Here is a 19,694-nt window from a genome sequence, read left to right as displayed (position 1 = left end):
CTTGGCGCGGTTTATTTTGTGGTGCGACACAAGGAGGATTACCGTGTCAAACGCTACTCGCCAGTCGCGTATCCGGAACTTTTCCATCATTGCCCATATCGATCACGGTAAGTCGACGTTGGCGGATCGCATTCTTCAACTCACCGGCGCAGTCAGTGAGCGGGAGATGCAAGATCAGTTGCTCGACCAGATGGATTTGGAGCGGGAACGCGGCATTACGATTAAGTTACAAGCCGTTCGTCTGACCTACAAGGCGAAGGACGGAGAAGAATATGAACTGAATTTGATTGACACGCCGGGACACGTGGACTTCACGTACGAAGTGTCACGCAGTCTAGCGGCCTGCGAGGGCGCGCTGTTGGTCGTCGACGCGGCTCAGGGTATTGAGGCGCAGACGTTAGCGAACGTCTACTTGGCGCTGGACAACGACCTGGAGATTTTGCCGGTCATCAACAAAATCGACCTGCCGAGCGCGGAGCCGGAGCGCGTGCGCCAGGAGATTGAGGACGTCATCGGGCTGGACGCCAGCGACGCGGTATTGGCGTCTGCGAAATCGGGGATTGGCATCGAGGACATTCTCGAGCAAATCGTCGCGAAGGTGCCTGCGCCCAAAGGGGACTCGGACGAGCCGCTGCAAGCGCTGATTTTCGATTCGCACTACGACCCGTATCGCGGCGTCATCGTCTACATGCGCGTCTTTAACGGGGTCGTCAAGCCGGGGATGCGCGTGCGCATGATGGCGACGGGCAAGGAGTTTGAAGTCGATGAAGTGGGCGTGTTCAGTCCGCGGATGACGCCGATTGATGCGTTGTACGCCGGCGACGTCGGCTATTTGGCGGCGAGCATCAAGAACGTGCGCGACACGCGGGTCGGTGATACGGTGACCGACGCAGAGCGCCCGACGGCCGAACCGCTGCCTGGGTATCGCAAGACCAATCCTATGGTGTTCTGTGGACTGTATCCGGTCGATAGCGCAGATTATCAGGACCTGCGCGAGGCGCTTGAGAAGTTGGAGTTGAATGACGCGGCGCTGACCTATGAGCCAGAGACGTCGAGCGCGCTCGGCTTTGGTTTTCGTTGCGGCTTCCTCGGCATGCTGCACATGGAAATTGTGCAAGAGCGCCTGGAGCGGGAGTATGGCCTGACGCTCATCACGACGGCGCCGAGCGTCGTGTACAACGTCTATCGCACAGACGGGACCATGTCGGCGATAGATAACCCAAGTGAGATGCCAGATCCGGATCGGATTGAGCGAATTGAAGAGCCGTATGTGCGGGCGTCCATTTTCGTGCCGAAGGATCACGTCGGTGCGGTCATGGAACTGTGCCAGGAGAAGCGCGGCCAGTTCCACGATATGCAGTACCTCGATGAGGCCCGGACGACCATCGTCTACGACTTGCCGCTATCGGAAATTGTCTACGACTTCTTCGACAGGTTGAAGTCATCGACGAAGGGATATGCTTCGTTCGACTACGAGCTGGTTGGCTATCGCGAGTCGAAGCTGGTGAAGATGGATATATTGCTCAACGGCGACGTCGTTGACGCGCTGTCCTTCATTGTTCACCGGGACAAGGCTTACCCGCGCGGGCGCGCTTTGTGCGAGAAGCTGAAGGAACTGATTCCGCGGCAGATGTTTGAGGTGCCGATTCAAGCGGCGATTGGCAACCGTGTTGTCGCGCGCGAGACGATTCGCGCGATGCGCAAAAACGTCCTCGCCAAGTGTTACGGCGGCGACATCTCGCGTAAGCGCAAGTTGCTCGAAAAGCAAAAAGAAGGTAAAAAGCGCATGAAGCAAGTCGGCAACGTGGAGGTACCGCAGGAGGCGTTTATGGCGGTATTAAAAATGGAGTGAGGCAATTGACGCAACCTGTGAGAGATCAGGAGAAGCTGGCGACGCCCACATCGTTGTATGTACACATTCCGTTTTGCAAGAGTCGCTGCTTTTACTGTGATTTCAACACGTATGTCGCGCCTGATTCCGTCATGGTGGATTACGTGGACGCCCTTGGCGCCGAGTTTGAGAAGCTTGGGCAATCGGCACAAGGGCCGCTGCAAACGGTGTTTTTTGGCGGCGGTACGCCGACGCTGCCTAGTTCCGCGTTGCTCGAGCGCATGCTGACGCAATTGCATGCGCATTTTTCATTGGCGGATGGCGCGGAGTTTACGTTCGAATCGAATCCGGATTCGGTGGACGAAGAGAAGCTGGCGTTGCTGCGGTCGTTTGGCGTCAACCGCCTGAGTTTCGGCGCGCAGACATTCCGGGATAGGTTGTTGATGACCATCGGACGCGCGCACGACGCGCAGAAGGTCGTAGACAGTGTAGAGCGCGCATACCAGCTTGGGTTTCGGCAGATCAACGTCGATCTCATGTTTGGCCTGCCAGAACAGTCCTTGGCCGATGTCGAGCACGCGCTCGACAGGGTATTGTCCTTGCCGATAGACCATGTTTCGGCCTATTGGCTGAAGGTCGAAGAGGGCACGCCGTTTGCCAAGTGGCGCGATAGCGGACAATTGCCGCTGCCGGGGGAAGATTTGGAGGCGGATATGTACGATTTAGTCCGCGACCGGCTGCAGCAGGCTGGTTTTGCTCATTACGAAATCAGCAATTTCGCAAGGCCAGGTGGAGAGGCTCGCCACAACCTTGTGTATTGGCGCAATCAGCCTTATTTGGCGGCTGGCGCCGGGGCGCACGGCTATGTTGAAGGCGTGCGCTACGAGAATGTGCCGAAACTTCCGGACTATATCGGAACGTTGAAGGCAGGCAACCGTCCGATTTTGTCGTCGTACGCCGTCACCGACGCCGAGGCTGCGGAAGATACGATGATGCTTGGCTTGCGACTTGCCGAGGGCGTGTCGAAAGAAGACTTTGTTTCGCGCTATGGTGTGACCATCGAGGACGTCTATGGGGATGTCTACCTGCAGCTTCTGGAACAAGGCTTGCTCGTCGAGGAAGCTTTGCGGGTTCGGATACCGGCTCAGTATTGGCCTGTGGCGAACGCAATTTTTGAGAAGTTCGTGTCGGTTGGTGGTGCTGATTGACAACCGCCGCCACCGTTGCTATTGTCAAGACGTGGGCGTTTAGCACTCATGTAACGAGAGTGCTAACAAGGAGGCGAGAACAGTGCTGACTAATCGGCAGCAACTAATTCTGAGTGCAATTGTAGAGGATTATGTTCGCATGGCTGAACCGGTCGGCTCACGGGCGCTCGCCAAACATGAACAGATACAGTTCAGCCCTGCAACGATTCGAAATGAAATGGCTGACCTCGAAGAAATGGGGTATTTAGCACAGCCACACACGTCTGCAGGACGTGTTCCGTCGCAAAAGGGCTATCGGTTTTATGTCGATCACCTGATGCCTCAAGACCCGGTCGAACTGGATTCGACAGCCGAGGCATTGCGGGCTTTCTTCACGCAGCGCATGGATGAAATGGAGCAGGTGTTTCGCGAGATGTCGACGGTCCTGTCGACGTTGACGAAACAGACAGCGATAGTTCTCGGTCCAAAGATGTACACGGATAAGGTTCGCAAGATTGAACTCATTCCGCTGGCAAAGGGGCGTGCAGTCGCCATTCTCGTAACGGATACGGGACATGTCGAGGATTGCACGGTTCATCTCTCGGAGGACATTCACGTAGACGATGTGGAGTTTATCGTCAATGTGCTGAACGACAAGTTGGTCGGCGTCCCTGTGTCCAAGTTGCGCTCCAGCTTGTACAGCCAGTTGGCGGAGGAATTGACAAGGCGCGTCGAGCGATATGAAGACGTGCTTGCGGTCGTCGAGGAGCTCTGCCAAGTTGGGCATCGAGAAGAGCCTGTGTACATCGGCGGTGCTGCCAATATGCTGAAGCAGCCGGAATTTCACGATGTCGAAAAGGCACAACCGCTTCTGTCTCTCCTCGAGGCAGGACATACGGTTACGCGCTGGCTGCCGCTTGAAGGACTCGGGATTCAGGTGCGCATTGGCGAGGAAAATCCGGAGGGGCCGCTGCAGGATTGCGCGGTCATTACGGCGACCTATAGTTTGGCCGACAGCCCTGTGGGACATATTGGTGTGTTGGGGCCTACTCGCATGGATTACGGTCGGATTATGAAAATTCTCGAGTACACGTCGAGAACGATGACGAACCTGCTGACGCAGCGGATGGAAGGAAACTGATTTGCACGAGGCGCCGGTAGCCTTTCGACCATTGTGATTCAGGAAAGGGTGTTTCGCTTGTCTGAAGAAGCAAATGAACAAGTACAGAATGAGGCGGCAACCGAAGCGGAAACCGATGTAGAAGCAAAGGAAGCGCAGGCGGAAACGGAGACTGCGTCGAACGATGCGGCGCAGTCAGAGGCGCAAGTTGATCCAAAAGATCAGGAAATTGCAGATCTGCAGCAGCAACTACTTCGGACGCGCGCCGATTTTGATAACTTCCGTCGGAGGACGCGGGCCGAGAAGGAAGAACTCAGCCAGTTCGCCACGAAGAAATTGTTGTCCGACTTGCTGCCGGTGGTCGATAACTTTGACCGCGCCATGCAAGCCGTCAGTGACGCAGATGAGCAGATTCGGACAGGCATCGAAATGGTACACCGTCAGTTTCAGGCCATCTTGTCGCAATACGGCGTCACGCCGATGAACGCCGAAGGCGAGGCGTTTGACCCGACGCGTCACGAAGCTGTGATGCAGGAGGCAGCCGAGGGCGTTGAGCCGAATGTCGTGCTGCAGGAGTTGCAACGTGGGTATCTGTTACATGACAAGGTATTGCGCCCGGCAATGGTGAAAGTGAGCGTGTGACGGGCTATTCCGTCTGCGCTCATCCAGTTTGGAGTGTTGCGCGGCGAGATCGTTGCGCCAGCGCCTGTGATGAATTGAATTGTAAATCGTGTGATGGAGGAGGAACTTTCAGTGGCAAAAGTCATTGGTATTGACCTTGGTACAACCAACTCGTGCGTCGCTGTGATGGAAGGCGGCGAGCCTGTCGTCATTCCGAACGCAGAGGGTAACCGCACAACCCCGTCCGTGGTGGCATTCACCAAAGACGGCGAACGTCTGGTGGGGGATGTCGCAAAGCGGCAGGCTATCACCAACCCGGACCGCACGATCATCTCCATCAAGCGCCACATGGGTACAGATCATAAAGTGACGATCGACGGTAAATCTTACACGCCTCCAGAAATTTCGGCGATGATTCTGCAAAAGTTGAAAGCGGACGCTGAAGCGTACCTTGGGGAACCGGTCACGCAGGCGGTCATTACTGTGCCAGCGTACTTCAGCGACAGCCAACGCCAGGCGACGAAGGACGCCGGGAAAATTGCTGGCCTCGAAGTCCTGCGTATCGTCAACGAGCCAACCGCTGCGGCACTTGCCTACGGTTTGGAGAAGGACGAAGACCAGACGATTCTCGTGTTCGACTTGGGTGGCGGTACGTTTGACGTATCCATCTTGGAACTCGGCGATGGCGTGTTCGAAGTGAAGGCGACCAGCGGGAACAACCACCTCGGTGGTGACGACTTTGACAACCGTATCATGCAATATCTGATTGATACGTTTAAGAAGGATACCGGCATTGACCTAGGGCAAGACAAAATGGCAATGCAACGTTTGAAGGACGCAGCGGAAAAAGCGAAGAAAGAGCTGTCTTCGACGCTGACGACGACGATTTCGTTGCCCTTTATCTCGGCGGATGCAACAGGGCCAAAGCACCTTGAAGTCAACTTGACGCGCGCGAAATTCGAAGAGATTTCGGCGGATTTGATTGAGGCTACACTGGCGCCGACGCGCCAAGCACTGCAAGACGCGGGCTTGTCGCCAAGCGACATTCACAAAGTCATTCTCGTCGGTGGTTCGACGCGTATCCCGGCTGTGCAAGAAGCGATTAAGCGGCTGATTGGCAGTGAACCATCGAAAGGTGTCAACCCGGACGAAGTCGTCGCCGTCGGCGCAGGTATCCAGGCGGGTGTGTTGACGGGCGAAGTCAAGGACGTCGTATTGCTCGACGTGACGCCGTTGTCGCTCGGTATCGAGACGATGGGTGGTGTATTCACGCGCCTGATTGACCGCAACACGACGATTCCGACGTCGAAAAGCCAGGTCTTCTCGACGGCTGCGGACAACCAGACGTCGGTTGAAATTCACGTCCTGCAAGGGGAACGTGAGATGGCTCGCGACAACAAGACGCTCGGTCGCTTCACGCTGTCTGACATTCCACCGGCACCGCGTGGTGTACCGCAGATCGAAGTGACGTTCGACATCGATGCCAACGGTATCGTCAACGTCGCGGCGAAGGACCTCGGTACGGGCAAATCGCAGCGCATCACCATCACGGCGTCGAGCGGATTGTCCAAGGAAGAAGTCGAGCGCATGATGCAAGAGGCGCAAATGCACGCGGAAGAGGATAAAAAGCGCCGCGAGCAGGTCGAGATTCGCAACGAAGCCGACCAACTTCTCTACCAGACGGAGAAGACCATGAAGGACCTCGGTGACAAACTCGATTCGGGGCTGAAGGCAGAGGCAGAAGAGAAGCAAAAGGCGCTTCGCGACGCGCTCGCTGGTACCGAAACCGAGCCGATTACCAAGGCCAAGGACGAACTGACAGAGGTCCTGCACAAGCTTTCCACCAAGCTGTATGAGCAGGCAGCTTCAGCGCAACAGGGTCAGGCCGGTGATGCTGGCGCCGGATCGAAGGCGGATGACAACGTCGTCGATGCGGAATTCACCGAAGTTGACAAGGATCAGAAGTAAGCCTTTCGAACATAAAGCTTCCGGATGAGGCAGGGATGACGGATCCCTGCCCATCGTTGTAAGATATACAAAGTTGTCATGACGAAAGAACTGGAGGTGTGCCGGTGAGCAAGCGAGATTATTACGAGGTACTCGGTGTCAGCCGGTCAGCCAGTCAGGAAGAAATCAAAAAAGCCTATCGCAAGTTGGCTCGTCAATACCACCCTGACGTCAACAAGGATGATCCGAGCGCGCCGGAAAAGTTCGCTGAGATTGCCGAGGCGTACGACGTGCTTTCGGATAGCCAGAAACGCGCCCGCTACGACCAGTTTGGCCATCAGGATCCGACGCAAGGTGGGTTTGGTGGCGGAGGCCAGGGCGCTGGCTTTGGCGATTTTGACTTTGGCGGGTTTGGCGACATTTTTGATATGTTCTTCGGCGGGAGTGGTGCGCGCTCGCGCGGGCCGCAACGCGGACAGGACTTGGAGTACGAGCTGGAAGTGGACTTTGAAGACGCCGCATTCGGCGTCGAGGAAGAGATTCAGATTCCGCGCACAGAGACCTGTTCGACGTGTGGCGGGAATGGTGCCAAGCCAGGCACGCATCCGCGGACGTGTACCGTGTGTAACGGTACTGGTGAGCAGCAAACCGTCCAGTCGACGCCATTTGGCAGGATGGTCAACCGCCGCATCTGTTCGAACTGTCACGGGCGCGGCGTGATTATAGAGCAGCCTTGTCCAGATTGTCGCGGGCAAGGTCGCAAACGCGTGCGCCGAACCGTTCAAATCAAGGTGCCAGCCGGCGTCGACAATGGCACGCGCTTGCGCGTGTCTGGCGCTGGGGAGGCGAGCCCCAACGGCGGGCAGCCTGGCGACTTGCATATTGTCATCCGGGTGCGACCGCATGAGATCTTTGAACGCGAGGGCACGAACGTCTATGTCGATATGCCGCTGACGTTCGTCCAAGCTGCGCTCGGCGACGAGATTGACGTGCCGACGCTGGACGGGGATGTCAAACTGCGGATTCCAGAAGGCACGCAATCGGGAACGATGTTCCGGTTGCGCGGAAAAGGGATTCCGCGACTCGGGTCGACGGTGCGAGGAGATCAGCACGTGCGCGTGCAGGTGTTGACGCCGACCAATTTGACCGAGCGGCAAAAGGATTTGTTCCGCGAACTCGGCAAGGAGTTGGGCGTGCAGACGCACGAGCAGGCGAGATCGTTTATGGAACGGATGAAGGACGCGTTTCTCGGCAACGCCTAATGACGCGATATTGGAAAATGGGAAAGAGCCCCCCAAGGTTACGAGTCGGGGCGGACGACGAGTACGGTCCAGGTCGCTGGGCCGTTTCGTTTTGTTTTGCAAGTGGTGGGTGCACATCGGAAACCGAGGTGCGCACCCAATCTGAGGAGGTTCGTTATGCACTGGTGGCAGGTTCAATTCAAGGTGACGCACGAGGCGGCGGAGGCGGTCGCGGCATTGCTGCAGGAATTCCCTGACCTACAAGGGGTGCAATTGGAGGGGATTGCCAATGTCCATATTCCGCACCCGGAGTACGGCGAGTGGTTCGACGAGATGATTGTTCCGACCGACGGGGTCGAAGTGTCGGTGTATTTTCCAGAGGGACACGAGCCGAAAGTAATTCGAGCCCGCGTGCTGGAGGTCGTGGAGCGCGTCGCTGCATCGGGTCTCGACGTCGGAGCGAACGCGCGCAACATTCGTATCGATTCGGTGGACGACAGCACTTGGTTGAACGCGTGGAAGGAGCACTATCACCCGATTCCAGTGGGCGATGAGCTGGTGATTGTGCCGATTTGGAACCTTTCGGACTTGCCAGAGGACCTGGCGTCCCGCAAGCCGATCATCGTGGAACCAGGCATGGCGTTTGGCACCGGGACACACCAGACCACCCACTTGTGCACGCAAGCGCTTTCTGAATTGGATTTGAGCGGCGCCAACGTCCTCGACGTCGGAACTGGGACAGGCATTCTCGCGATTGCGGCCGCGCGGTTAGGTGCGTCGCATGTCACGGCCATCGATATTGATCCTGTAGCCGTCGACGCCGCACACCAAAACGTCGAACACAACGCGCTTTCAGACGTCATCACGGTGCAGGAGGGGAACCTGCTTTCAGGTTACGCGCAAGATGCGAGATTCGACGTCGCGGTGGCGAACATCTTGCGCGACATCGTCATTCTCCTCTTGCCACAGGTCGCGCGCCGACTCAATCCGGGGGGTTATTTGCTCACGTCCGGATACATCGACACGCAGGCTCCAGCCGTCGAGGCAGCCCTTTTGAATGAGGGATTTCGGGTGGCCAAGCGCTACCAAAAGGACGACTGGATGGCCATTCTGGCGGTGAAAGACTGATGTTGCCGCGTGTTTTTGTCCATCATACCGGCGCACAGCGGCATCACGAGATTCAGCTTGGCGAGGCCGATGCGCATCATTTTGCGCGCGTGTTGCGCGTCAAACCGGCAGAGCAACTTGTCGTCGTGACCCCTGGTGGCCCTTGGCTGGCCGAGATTGCAGAAGTGTCGAAAGATGCGGTGATAGCGCGTCTACTGGAGCAGTATCCTTCGAGTGAACCGACTGCCCACATCGTAATGGTTCAAGGTGTGGCAAAAGGTGATAAGATGGAGACGATTGTGCAAAAGTGTACAGAGGTCGGCGCGCATTCTTTTGTCCTGTACCAGGCTGAGCGGTCTGTTGTGAAGTTGGACGGGAAAGTGGAGAACAAACTCGCCCGTTGGCAGAAGGTCGCTCGCGAAGCGGCCATGCAGTCACAGCGGGATGCCATTCCAGCCGTTCGTTACGAGACGCGGTTGTCTCAGTTGTGTGAAGGACTGTTCGCGGATGGGATTGAACAGTTCATCGTGCTCGATGAGGCGGAGCGCGCCGTGGGTTTGGTGCACGCACTGGCGCACTTCGACGCGTCCCCTGGTGCGCCCGAGGGGACATCTCGACCCAAGCGGGCCATCTTCATCGGACCGGAGGGCGGTTGGAGTGACGCTGAACGCGCCTATTTTGAGGCGTGCGAACAGGCGGTCTTGGTAACGCTTGGCCCGCGCATTTTACGCACGGAGACGGCTGGCGTGGCGGCGCTCGCCATTGCACTGGCGCATTTTGGCGATATGGGAGGTTGAAGGTTCGTGCCTACAGTGGCGTTTCACACGCTTGGCTGCAAGGTCAACTTTTATGATACAGAAGGTATTTGGCAAGTGTTTAAGCACAACGGCTACACGCAGGTGCCTTTTGAGGAAGCTGCCGACGTGTACGTCGTCAATACGTGTACGGTCACGCACAGTGGAGACAAAAAGAGCCGACAGATGATTCGACGCGCCATCCGCACGAACCCGGAGTCGGTGGTCGTTGTCACGGGTTGCTACGCGCAGATTGCGCCAGAGGAAATCGCCCGCATTGAAGGGGTCGATCTCGTCATCGGCAACGACAAAAAATCCCGGATTGTCGAGTACGTGGAGGAAGTCCGCCGCGAGCAGCACCCGTTCACAGTCGTCGACAACATTTTGAAGACGCGCGAGTTTGAGGAACTTGATGTGCCATTTTTCGAGGAACGCACGCGTGCCAATCTGAAAATCCAGGATGGCTGCAACAATTTTTGTACATTTTGCATCATCCCCTGGGCGCGCGGGCTCATCCGCAGCCGCGCACCGGAGAAAATTATCACGCAAGCGACGAAATTGGCGCGCGCAGGGTATCGCGAAATTGTTCTGACGGGCATTCACACAGGCGGCTACGGAGCTGATCTCAACGGGTACCGATTAGCACATCTCTTGCGCGATCTCGAACAGGTGCCAGAGCTTTACCGGGTGCGTATCAGCTCCATTGAGGCCAGTGAAATTGACGATGAACTGATAGACGTTCTGCGCCATTCGACGCAAGTGGTGAACCACTTGCACGTGCCGATTCAGGCCGCCAGTGACGCGGTGCTCAAGAAGATGAACCGCCATTACACGGTTGCGCAGTTCGCAGAAAAACTGGCTAAGTTGCGCGAGGCGTTGCCGAACTTGGCGATAACCAGCGACGTCATCGTCGGTTTTCCGGGCGAGACAGACGAGCAGTTTGAAGAGACGTACGAATTCATTCGGCGTGAGCGCTTTTCGGAACTCCATGTGTTTCCATATTCCCAGCGCAAGGGGACACCTGCGGCGAAATTCCCGGATCAGGTTCCAGATGACGTCAAGCACCGACGTGTCGAACGCTTGCTCGAACTGTCCAGACAATTGACTGCGGAATACGCGCGTTCCTTTGTCGGCAAGGAGATTGAGGTCATCGCCGAGCATCCGGGCCGGATGGCGGACGATGGCACGAAGGAGCTCGTGGCAAGCCATCCGTTGGCGGACAGAATCGTGGTCGGTCACGCGGACAATTATTTGAAGGTGGCGTTCGTGGTACCGGAAGGGATCGACTTGACGTCGGTTGTCGGCGAGGTCTCGAAGGTTCGGATTGAAGAGACGAGTGCGACGCTGCAGATGGGGTCGTTCGTCTCGCAGGTGACAATTCCTGAGGCGACCACAGAGCGCGCGAGGAGGATGACATCATGAGCAAGCGAGTTGAACGCGCTGCCGGCGGCATTGTCGTACGTGGGCAAGGTGCGCATCGCGAGGTGCTGTTGATTGATGACGCGTATGGACGCGTCACGTTTCCAAAGGGGCATTTGGAAGCGGGCGAGACGTGGGAAGACGCCGCAATTCGCGAGATTCTCGAAGAGACAGGTATCGAGACGCGCATTTTGGCGCCGCTTGGTCGCGTCGAATACCCGATTACGCGCGATGGTGCGCCTGTGCGCAAACAAGTGCGCTTTTATCTGCTGGAGGCAATCGATTCCGATGTGACGCCGACGCACCAAGCCGAGGAAGTGCGCGCGGCGTACTTTTTGCCGATGGCCGAGGCGGAGGCAAAACACAGTGAACAGGGCTATGCGAACTGGTCGTTCGTCTTTGCGAAGGCGCGTGCGCTCTTGGCGTGGCGAGACGGGGATTTTGAACGGCGCTGGCGGCAGCTTTCCAACGATACGACGCGTGCTGTCGTCGACGAGGCGTGGAAGGCTGCACGCCCAGTTGTCGAGCAGATGGTTGCGGCATGCAGGGACGAATTGACGACGGTCATGCCCGAGGTGACATTGCCGCCGGAGGCGTCGGTGACGCTGCCGCGGGCGGCGGAATTCGACGTCGATGATATTCGATTTGCGGTTGAACACACCCTCCTGAAACCGGAAGCGTCGGTTGTCGATATTGAAAATCTTTGCCGTGAGGCAAATGCGCACCGTTTTCCACTCGTCTGTGTGAATCCGCAGCACGTCAGTCACGCCGCTTCACGATTGGCAGAGAGCGAGACGGACGTCTGTACGGTGGTCGGCTTTCCGCTGGGTGCCACATCGCCGGATGCGCTGGCGGCGGAAGTGCTCGAGCTCGCTGCGAAAGGCGCGCGAGAGATTGACATGGTGATTCCTGTCGGATCGCTTGTAGAAGACGACGTGTGGACCGTGTATCAGCATGTGGCGCGCGTGGTTCGCACGGCGCAAAATCTGCACCCGCGTCCAGCAATCAAGGTGATTCTGGAGGCGAGCGCCCTGACGTTTGACCAGGTCATCAAAGGTGCTTTTCTCACCGTCGCGGCAGGCGCGGACTATATCAAGACCTCCACTGGCTTCCACAAGGGCGGCGCCACGTTGGCGGATGTCAGCGCCATGGCGATGGTCGCAGGGACCATCAGCAAAGTCAAAGCTGCCGGTGGCGTTCGCACGCCCACTGCAGCATATAATCTCTTGGCGTATGGCGCGAGCAGACTCGGTACGAGTTCAGGCGTGCAGCTCGTCCGGTAAAAGCCGCTCGATGAGTGCTGCGAATTGTCGCGTGAATGGCCACACGACAAGTGTGCAGACGATATTAAAGATGGTGTGCGCGTTGGCGACAAGTTGCGCCGGGTCTTGACTGAGCCAACCAACCATTGTGGTAAACGGGCCAATGACGGGCAAGAACGTGAGTGCGCCGATGACGTTGAGAATGACGTGGGCGAGCGCGACTTGCTGCGCTTGTCGAGATTCGCCGATGGCGGCGATGATGGAAGTGAGGCATGTGCCAACATTGGCTCCAAGCACGATGGCCACGGCGCCGGTCATTGGAATGATGCCAGAACTGCCGAGCGTCATGGTGAGTATCGTCACCGCTGTCGACGACTGCACGATGGCGCTGGTGAGGCAGCCAGCGACCATGGCGAGCACTGTCTGTCCACCCGCTACGGACAGGGCGTGGGCGAACCAGTGGCTCGTCGTGAGGGGATGCAGGGACACCTTGAGTGCCTGCAGCGCGATAAAGATGCAGGCAAAGCCGATGAGCCCTTCTCCGGGCCGGCGTAGTGCAGGCTTGCGCGTGAGGACTGCAAGGATACCGAAGCCGAGACTGGGGATGACAATGCCCCACAAGTTGAGGTTGAGTACTTGTGGCGTGATGGTCGATCCGACGTTTGCCCCGAGCACAATGCCGAGCCCGCTGCGAAAGGTGAGGCTCTTCCCGGCCACCAAGCCTACGGTGATGGCGGTGAGCGCTGCGCTGCTCTGAAGGATGGCTGTCGTGACGGTCCCCGTCAGAATGCCGCGCGTCGGCGTCTTCGCCAAACGCTGCAACCAAATTGCCAGGCGCCCTTCTGCCATGCCCTCGAGTCCGTGGCGCATGACCTTGAGTCCGCCGATAAAGGCCACGAGTGACAGTATCACTGCTGCGACGTTTGCCCACATGTGCCGCCCCTCCTATCCGCTTTGAAGGTATGCGGACGAGCTGCAAAACATGCTCGATATGGATGATGATGGGGAACTTAGGGTGATTTGGCGTGGATTGGCTGCCATTTGCGAAGGATTTTGCGCCATTTGTGCGCGGGGATGTTTGACTAGTTTTTTTTGACTGTACTATAATACGTTTGATGCATCATTGGAGGGAGGGAATAGGATGTCGGAAATCCGGATACGTAAGAACGAATCATTGGACAGCGCACTTCGTCGGTTTAAAAAGCAAACCGCGAGGGACGGGGTGCTGGCCGAGGCTCGCAAGCGTTCGCACTACGAAAAACCAAGCGTTGCGCGCAAGAAGAAAGCGGAGGCAGCTCGCAAAAATAAGCGTCGCGGCTTCTGATTTCGCGACTTGCAGGAGGACCTTTCGTGGAATTGCTGGAACGTCTGAATCAAGATTTGAAACAGGCGATGAAGGATAAGGACAAAGTTCGTCTGTCCGTTATCCGAATGGTGAAATCCGCTACGAAGAACCGGGAGATTGAGCTCGGGCATCCTCTTTCTGATGACGACGTTCAGTCTGTGATTCAGAAAGAGTTGAAGCAACGCAAAGATTCCCTCCAAGCGTTCCAAGATGCGAATCGAACGGATTTGGCTGAAACCGCTGAGCAAGAAATTCGGATTTTGCAGGACTACTTGCCGCAGCAATTGGATGAACAAGCACTTCGCGAGATTGTGACCCAAGTCATCGAGCAAGTTGGTGCAACATCGAAGGCGGACATGGGAAAAGTCATGGGTCAAGTCATACCGCTGGTGCGCAATCGTGCAGATGGTAAGGCAGTTCAGCAGATGGTCCAGTCTTTGCTGTCATAATTTCAACTGAATCAATCCATGGACAAACCGTCGCCATTGTGCGGCGGTTTTTCTATTTTGGCCCGGGATAGGTGTACTAGCCTGTCGATAATCCTCATACCCATCACACTATGGGGAGGAGTGGCCATGCCTGGATGGAAATCACGCCTAAAACAATCTGCGACTGAATTTCTGAAGTTGCCCCCCGACGCACTTTTGGAAGTGTCGCGCGTCACGTGCGTCGATGGCAAAAACGTGGTGGTGGAAAATGCTCGACGACTGCTCAAAGTCGAAGACACAAAGGTCACCCTTGACCTTGGTGAGCAAATCCTCACCATTCACGGCCAGGACTTTGAAATCATTCTTGTCACGGACAAAGAGGTGCACGTCACGGGACAGGTGGCGAGCCTGGAATATACGGCACATGGACGGGGTGCGCTATGAAGTACGCACGCTGGATGTATGCAATGTATGGCAGTGTCACACTCCATTTGCGCGGAACTGGCGTGGGGGATTGTCTCGTGCAGTTGCACGAGCGGGGAATTCCACTGCGTTCGGTGCGCGTCTATGGCGACGCTGGACAGTGTACCATTTGTCTGAAGGATTTCGACGACGTCTATCGCGTCTGCCGTGTGCATCGCGTGCGGTTTCGAATCAGTGATAGACAAGGGCTGCCGTTTCTGCGCAAGCGCATTTGGAAACGAAAAATGTTCGCGTTGGGCGCTATTTTGTTCGTCTGCATCATTTACGGCATGTCGTCGATGATTTGGCGGATCGACGTTCTGGGCGTGGAAGACCCGGATGGTGTCGCGCAGATTCGGGATGCCGCCAAAGCTTCTGGACTTTATGTCGGGCAACGTCGCGCGACGCTTGGTGATCCCTTTGTGGTGCAGCAAAAGATATTGGCCTCAGCCCCTGACTTTGTTTGGGTGGGGCTGCGCACCAACGGCTCAGTCGCGACGATTCAAGCGCTGCAAAAGGTGAAGGGCACAGAGAAGACGGCCAACCAGCCGCACAATATTGTCGCAAGCGTACCCGCCGTGATTCGTACGGTGGCCGCGACGCGTGGGCGGGTCGTCGTCAAGAAAAACCAGTATGTGACACCCGGTCAAGTGTTGATTTCTGGAGCGCTGACAGACGGTGGTCCGAGTGTCCCCGCGAGTGGTGACGTGTTGGCGGAAGTTTGGTATACATCTAAGGTCAGTGTCCCGTTAAAAGTTATAAAGAATGGCTTGACTGGTGAATCTGTTACACGGGATTATCTTTTGTTTGGTGCTTGGCGCATCCGTGTTTGGGGATTCAAAGAACCCCATTTTAGCGCGTCGTACGAGCGAGACAAGACGACGGATTGGCATGTGGGCAAATTTGTCCTGCCGATTCAGATGCAGCACGTACAAGTGTACGAGGCGACTTCGCGGGCAGAGGCCTTGTCGATGACTGCTGCAAAACAAAAGGCACAAGAACTGGCGTCAGCAGATGTCCAGACGAAAGTTCAGGGAGCCGCTCAGGTGCTCGGGCAATCTGTTTTACATCAGCAAGTTTCACATGGTACTCTATACGAGACAGTGCTGACGCGCGTGGAACAAAACATCGGTGTCGCAGCCGCGATTCCCGCACCAAAGGAACCGAAGGAAACACCGAAGAAACCTCAGGGAACGCACTAGGCTTCTCGGCGTGCAGAACTCTCGTCTTTCTGGTGCGTCACGCTTAGGCATCATGGACAACATCACTCGGGAGATGGTTGCTGGTTGACGGATAACCAAACGGTTCGTAAGTGGGTTTTCGCGACGAACGAGGAGGCAGTACGCGTCCTCGGTCCAAATGATACATTGCTCACACGTCTGGAACAGTCGTTTGCCGCTAAAGTGACAATGCGGGGCACGGAGGTCGTGTTCACGGGCGAGGCGGCGGAAGTTGACCTGATGTACGCGGTGGTGAGTACGCTCACGACGCTCGCGAAGCAGGGCATTCAGCTCGGAGATGCCGATTATCGCTACGTCATCCAAATGGCCAAGTCGGACGACTTGGACAGCGTTGTCGACATCTACACCACGGAGATAGGAACGACGTACAAAGGAAAGGCGATTCGCGTCAAGACGCTCGGCCAGCGTCACTACGTCAATGCAATCGGCCGAAACGACATTGTCTTTGGCGTAGGGCCGGCTGGTACCGGCAAAACGTATCTCGCGGTGGCCATGGCGGTCATGGCGCTCAAGCGCGGGGAAGTCAAACGCATTGTCCTGACGAGGCCCGCAGTGGAAGCTGGCGAGAAGTTGGGGTTCTTGCCAGGGGATTTGCAGGAAAAGGTCGACCCGTATCTGCGGCCGCTCTATGACGCGTTGCACGATATTTATGGGTTGGAGCAAGTGCAGCGGGCGATGGAGCGCGGAAATATTGAGATTGCCCCACTTGCTTACATGCGTGGGCGGACGCTGGATGACAGCTACGTGATTTTGGACGAGGCTCAAAATACGACGGCGGAGCAGATGAAAATGTTCTTGACCCGCCTTGGCTTTCATTCGAAGATGGTGATTACAGGGGATGTGACTCAAATTGACTTGCCGACAGGCAAGACATCTGGTCTCGTTCATGCGCACAGGGTGCTCAAAGAGGTAGAAGGGATTCACTTCCATCTGTTTTCCGCATCTGACGTGGTTCGTCACCATCTCGTACAAAAAATTATTGACGCATATAACCGAACTGACGAGGGAGAGCCGTCCGCAATTGTCTGACAATCTGCGGGCGGCTGCCTTTCCATATAGGTGGCTTTCGTTGCCAGGGAACTTAAGGAGAATGAATCATGGTCTTTTCGCGATGGGGACAAACCATCCGTGAATATTTAGATGACGACAGATTTCGCGGTAACAAGCGAATTCGGTTGATCATCTACCTAGCCATCGGCGTTGTGATGTACGCAATTCTCGTCGGCAGCATTCTGCCGCCGAGATATCACCTGACGATTGGTCAGACGAGTCCAGTGACCATTCGGTCGCCGATTACGACTGTGGACACAGCTGCGACGCAGGCGGCAAAAGAGGCCGCAGAGCAAAAGGTGCCGAAACAGTATGAGCAATCGACGCAAGTCGAGACGAGTGCGGTAAATCAGGTCGATACCTTGTTCGCCACAGCGGCGCAGGTCGTCTCCAACAAGTCGCTCTCGTCCGCGCAAAAACTCGACACGCTGTCGTCAGCGGCCCCAAAAAAGGTGTCCCAGTCGACGTTGCAGGCGCTTCTGACACAGACGCCGGCGCAAATTAGTACGCTGCAAAAAGATGCGGATAGAATTGTGAACGATTTGCTCGGTGCGCCGTTTTATCAGGAGTCGATGCAGCAAGCTGGCTTGTTGGTCGACCGGCAACTCTTGGACAATTTCGATCTCGACAAGACCTCACAGCTCATTGTCCGCGACGTCGTTGTCAGTGTGCTCAAGCCGAACATGGTGTATCAGGCGGCTGCGACTGAGCGGGCCAAACAACAGGCGGCCGCAACCGTTCCTGACGTGATGATTCACCAAGGCGATTTAATTGTCTCAAAGTACGGTATTATTACATCCAGTGTGCTCAGTAAACTGCAGGATGTCGGACTCTATGCAAAACATCCGAACTACAGCGTGGCAGTTGGGTTTGCTGGGTTTATCGCGCTGTCGGTCGGTTTACTCGCTGCCTATATCGAGCGGCGCCCCCCGGGCCGGCGTCTCGATAATTTGATGTTGGGCATCCTCGGCCTCGTCTCGGTGCTCATGTCGGTGCTTATCGTCCTGACGAAATGGGTAGCGAGTACGGTCGGTTCCTCGTCGGTTGCGTACGTTTTGCCGATTTCGCTTGGCGCGATGCTGATTACGGTGATGATGGACAGCTCGCTCGCGGTGGTGGCATCGTTTTATTACTCATTTTTACTGGGGGCCGCGCTGAGCTTTAATTATGATTTTGTCTTTTATGGGTTTGTCGCTTCCTTGGTTGGGGCGTATAGCGTCGCGAAGGTAACCAGCCGCGGCACGTTCATGCGGGCCGGGTTTTTCGTGTCGTTGATGAATATGGGGGCCGTCATTGTACTGCACCTATTACAGACGAACCGCAGTGAAGACTTTCATTCGTTTTCATTACATATTGGACTCGGCGCGCTCAATGGGATTATCGCGGCCATCCTCGCGATGGGGGTTTTGCCGTTTTTCGAGACGGCGTTTGGCTTGTTGACACCGATTCGGTTACTCGAGCTATCCAACCCAAACAATCCACTGTTGCGCCAGGTGCTCATGGAGGCGCCAGGCACGTATCACCACAGTCTTATCGTCGGCAACTTGGCGGAAGCTGCGGCTGAAATTGTCGGGGCGGATCCGCTATTGTGCCGCGTGGGTGCGTATTATCACGACGTGGGCAAGACCAAGCGGCCAGCTTTCTTCGTTGAAAATCAAATGACGAAGGAGAATCCGCATGATAAAATTGCGCCTAGTTTGAGCCATTTGATCATCACTTCGCACGTCAGTGATGGCTTGGAGATGCAGAAGCGGGCTGGTTTACCAAAGCCGATTCAAGATATCTGCGCCACGCATCACGGCACCACGATTTTGTGGTATTTCTATAACAAGGCCAAGGAGTTGGATAAGAACGGAACCGTCAAAGTCGACGATTTCCGCTATCCAGGGCCAAAGCCAAAGACGCGTGAGTGCGCGATTTTGATGATTTGCGATGCGGTCGAAGCAGCGGTTCGCAGTATGGCGCGGCCCACGCCAAACCGTGTCGAGGGCGTCATTCGGAAAATTATTCGAGACCGCTTGCAGGATGGGCAGCTCGATGAGTGCGACTTGACATTGCAAGATCTAGATGTCATGATTGGCGCCTTTATGAAGACACTAAAGGGAGTTTACCACTCGCGTATTGAGTATCCAGATATTGATAAACTTCGGAAGGAAGTCGCAAAATGAGTGCCGAGCGTTTGGACGTGGCGATTGACGCACACGTCGACTGGCCACTGCCAGGAACTGAGATAGAATCCTTTACAAAGAGAATTTTAAATGCCTGCGCAGAGCGGATTGACGTCGCAGGAGAAGTATCCGTGTTATACGTGGACGACGCCGAGATTCACGAGTTGAACCGCACCTATCGGAATGTCGATCGCCCTACGGACGTACTGTCGTTCGCCATGCTGGAGGGGGAGGACGATTTTCCCGATTTTGAGGCGCCAGCGATGCTTGGGGACATCGTGGTGAGTGTCGATAAAGCGCGGGAACAGGCCGAGGAATACGGACATTCGTTGGAGCGCGAGATGGCTTTCTTGCTGGTTCACGGATTTTTGCATCTGAACGGGTATGACCATCAGGATGAGGCGAGTGAACGCGAAATGTTTGGGTTGCAGGATGAAATCCTGGGCACATTGGGGATCACGCGCTAATCCG

18 protein-coding genes are annotated in these 19,694 nt (G+C 56.1%); 17 read left to right on the top strand and 1 reads right to left on the bottom strand.

Going from position 1 to position 19,694, the window contains the following annotated elements:
* Positions 1-43: 43 nt before the first annotated feature.
* The 10 genes from lepA (at position 44) to deoC (ending at position 12,550) form a co-directional block, all read left to right on the top strand.
* Positions 44-1,852: a translation elongation factor 4 gene (gene lepA, locus K1I37_RS14635; protein ID WP_021295251.1), complete on the top strand. Its 1,809-nt coding sequence runs from the start codon at positions 44-46 to the stop codon at positions 1,850-1,852.
* A gap of 5 nt (positions 1,853-1,857) precedes the next feature.
* Complete coding sequence (hemW, locus tag K1I37_RS14630) at positions 1,858-3,039, top strand: radical SAM family heme chaperone HemW (RefSeq protein ID WP_223204227.1); 1,182 nt, start codon at positions 1,858-1,860, stop codon at positions 3,037-3,039.
* A gap of 82 nt (positions 3,040-3,121) precedes the next feature.
* A complete protein-coding gene (hrcA, locus tag K1I37_RS14625) occupies positions 3,122-4,159 on the top strand; it encodes a heat-inducible transcriptional repressor HrcA (protein WP_021295253.1) in 1,038 nt (345 codons plus the stop codon).
* A 48-nt stretch (positions 4,160-4,207) separates the two neighbouring features.
* Positions 4,208-4,780 carry a nucleotide exchange factor GrpE gene (gene grpE / locus K1I37_RS14620; RefSeq protein ID WP_051189338.1) on the top strand — a complete coding sequence of 191 codons (573 nt, stop codon included), beginning with the start codon at positions 4,208-4,210 and terminating at the stop codon, positions 4,778-4,780.
* A 111-nt stretch (positions 4,781-4,891) separates the two neighbouring features.
* Positions 4,892-6,727, top strand: coding sequence for a molecular chaperone DnaK (dnaK, locus tag K1I37_RS14615; protein WP_021295255.1), 1,836 nt, complete (start codon positions 4,892-4,894; stop codon positions 6,725-6,727).
* Between the two features lie 104 nt (positions 6,728-6,831).
* Positions 6,832-7,968 (top strand): molecular chaperone DnaJ, encoded by a 1,137-nt coding sequence (gene dnaJ / locus K1I37_RS14610; protein WP_021295256.1) that lies wholly within the window; start codon positions 6,832-6,834, stop codon positions 7,966-7,968.
* A gap of 156 nt (positions 7,969-8,124) precedes the next feature.
* Positions 8,125-9,075, top strand: coding sequence for a 50S ribosomal protein L11 methyltransferase (gene prmA, locus K1I37_RS14605; protein ID WP_021295257.1), 951 nt, complete (start codon positions 8,125-8,127; stop codon positions 9,073-9,075).
* Positions 9,075-9,851, top strand: a complete 777-nt coding sequence (locus K1I37_RS14600) for an RsmE family RNA methyltransferase (protein WP_021295258.1) — start codon at positions 9,075-9,077, stop codon at positions 9,849-9,851. Before prmA ends, K1I37_RS14600 begins: the two co-directional genes overlap by 1 nt.
* A 6-nt stretch (positions 9,852-9,857) precedes the next feature.
* On the top strand, positions 9,858-11,270 hold the full coding sequence (gene mtaB / locus K1I37_RS14595; RefSeq protein WP_021295259.1) for a tRNA (N(6)-L-threonylcarbamoyladenosine(37)-C(2))-methylthiotransferase MtaB: 1,413 nt from the start codon (positions 9,858-9,860) through the stop codon (positions 11,268-11,270).
* A complete protein-coding gene (deoC, locus tag K1I37_RS14590; protein WP_021295260.1) occupies positions 11,267-12,550 on the top strand; it encodes a deoxyribose-phosphate aldolase in 1,284 nt (427 codons plus the stop codon). Before mtaB ends, deoC begins: the two co-directional genes overlap by 4 nt.
* Here the strand turns inward: deoC and K1I37_RS14585 are convergent.
* Positions 12,527-13,462 (bottom strand): Na/Pi cotransporter family protein, encoded by a 936-nt coding sequence (locus tag K1I37_RS14585; protein WP_146824016.1) that lies wholly within the window; start codon positions 13,460-13,462, stop codon positions 12,527-12,529. The two genes, deoC and K1I37_RS14585, sit on opposite strands and share 24 nt — an antisense overlap.
* Before the next feature lie 208 nt (positions 13,463-13,670).
* Here K1I37_RS14585 and rpsU point away from each other — a divergent pair, with 208 nt between their 5' ends.
* The 7 genes from rpsU to ybeY all read left to right on the top strand — a co-directional run bounded on the left by rpsU (position 13,671) and on the right by ybeY (position 19,690).
* A complete protein-coding gene (rpsU, locus tag K1I37_RS14580; protein WP_021295262.1) occupies positions 13,671-13,853 on the top strand; it encodes a 30S ribosomal protein S21 in 183 nt (60 codons plus the stop codon).
* Between the two features lie 26 nt (positions 13,854-13,879).
* Entirely contained in the window at positions 13,880-14,323 is a 444-nt protein-coding gene (locus K1I37_RS14575) for a GatB/YqeY domain-containing protein (RefSeq protein WP_021295263.1), read from the top strand.
* Positions 14,324-14,449: 126 nt separating this feature from the next.
* The gene (locus K1I37_RS14570) at positions 14,450-14,746 is read left to right on the top strand and encodes a YabP/YqfC family sporulation protein (RefSeq protein WP_021295264.1); all 297 of its coding nucleotides are present in this window, start codon (positions 14,450-14,452) and stop codon (positions 14,744-14,746) included.
* On the top strand, positions 14,743-15,966 hold the full coding sequence (locus K1I37_RS14565) for a sporulation protein YqfD (RefSeq protein ID WP_021295265.1): 1,224 nt from the start codon (positions 14,743-14,745) through the stop codon (positions 15,964-15,966). Before K1I37_RS14570 ends, K1I37_RS14565 begins: the two co-directional genes overlap by 4 nt.
* Positions 15,967-16,050: 84 nt before the next feature.
* Entirely contained in the window at positions 16,051-17,034 is a 984-nt protein-coding gene (locus K1I37_RS14560) for a PhoH family protein (RefSeq protein WP_021295266.1), read from the top strand.
* 68 nt (positions 17,035-17,102) lie between these two features.
* Positions 17,103-19,223 (top strand): HD family phosphohydrolase, encoded by a 2,121-nt coding sequence (locus K1I37_RS14555; protein WP_021295267.1) that lies wholly within the window; start codon positions 17,103-17,105, stop codon positions 19,221-19,223.
* Positions 19,220-19,690, top strand: coding sequence for an rRNA maturation RNase YbeY (gene ybeY, locus K1I37_RS14550; protein WP_021295268.1), 471 nt, complete (start codon positions 19,220-19,222; stop codon positions 19,688-19,690). Before K1I37_RS14555 ends, ybeY begins: the two co-directional genes overlap by 4 nt.
* Positions 19,691-19,694 lie beyond the last annotated feature (4 nt).

The organism is Alicyclobacillus acidoterrestris (genome assembly GCF_022674245.1).
Classification (GTDB): Bacteria; Bacillota; Bacilli; order Alicyclobacillales; family Alicyclobacillaceae; genus Alicyclobacillus; species Alicyclobacillus acidoterrestris.
This window is presented reverse-complemented; position numbering and strand designations above follow the sequence as displayed.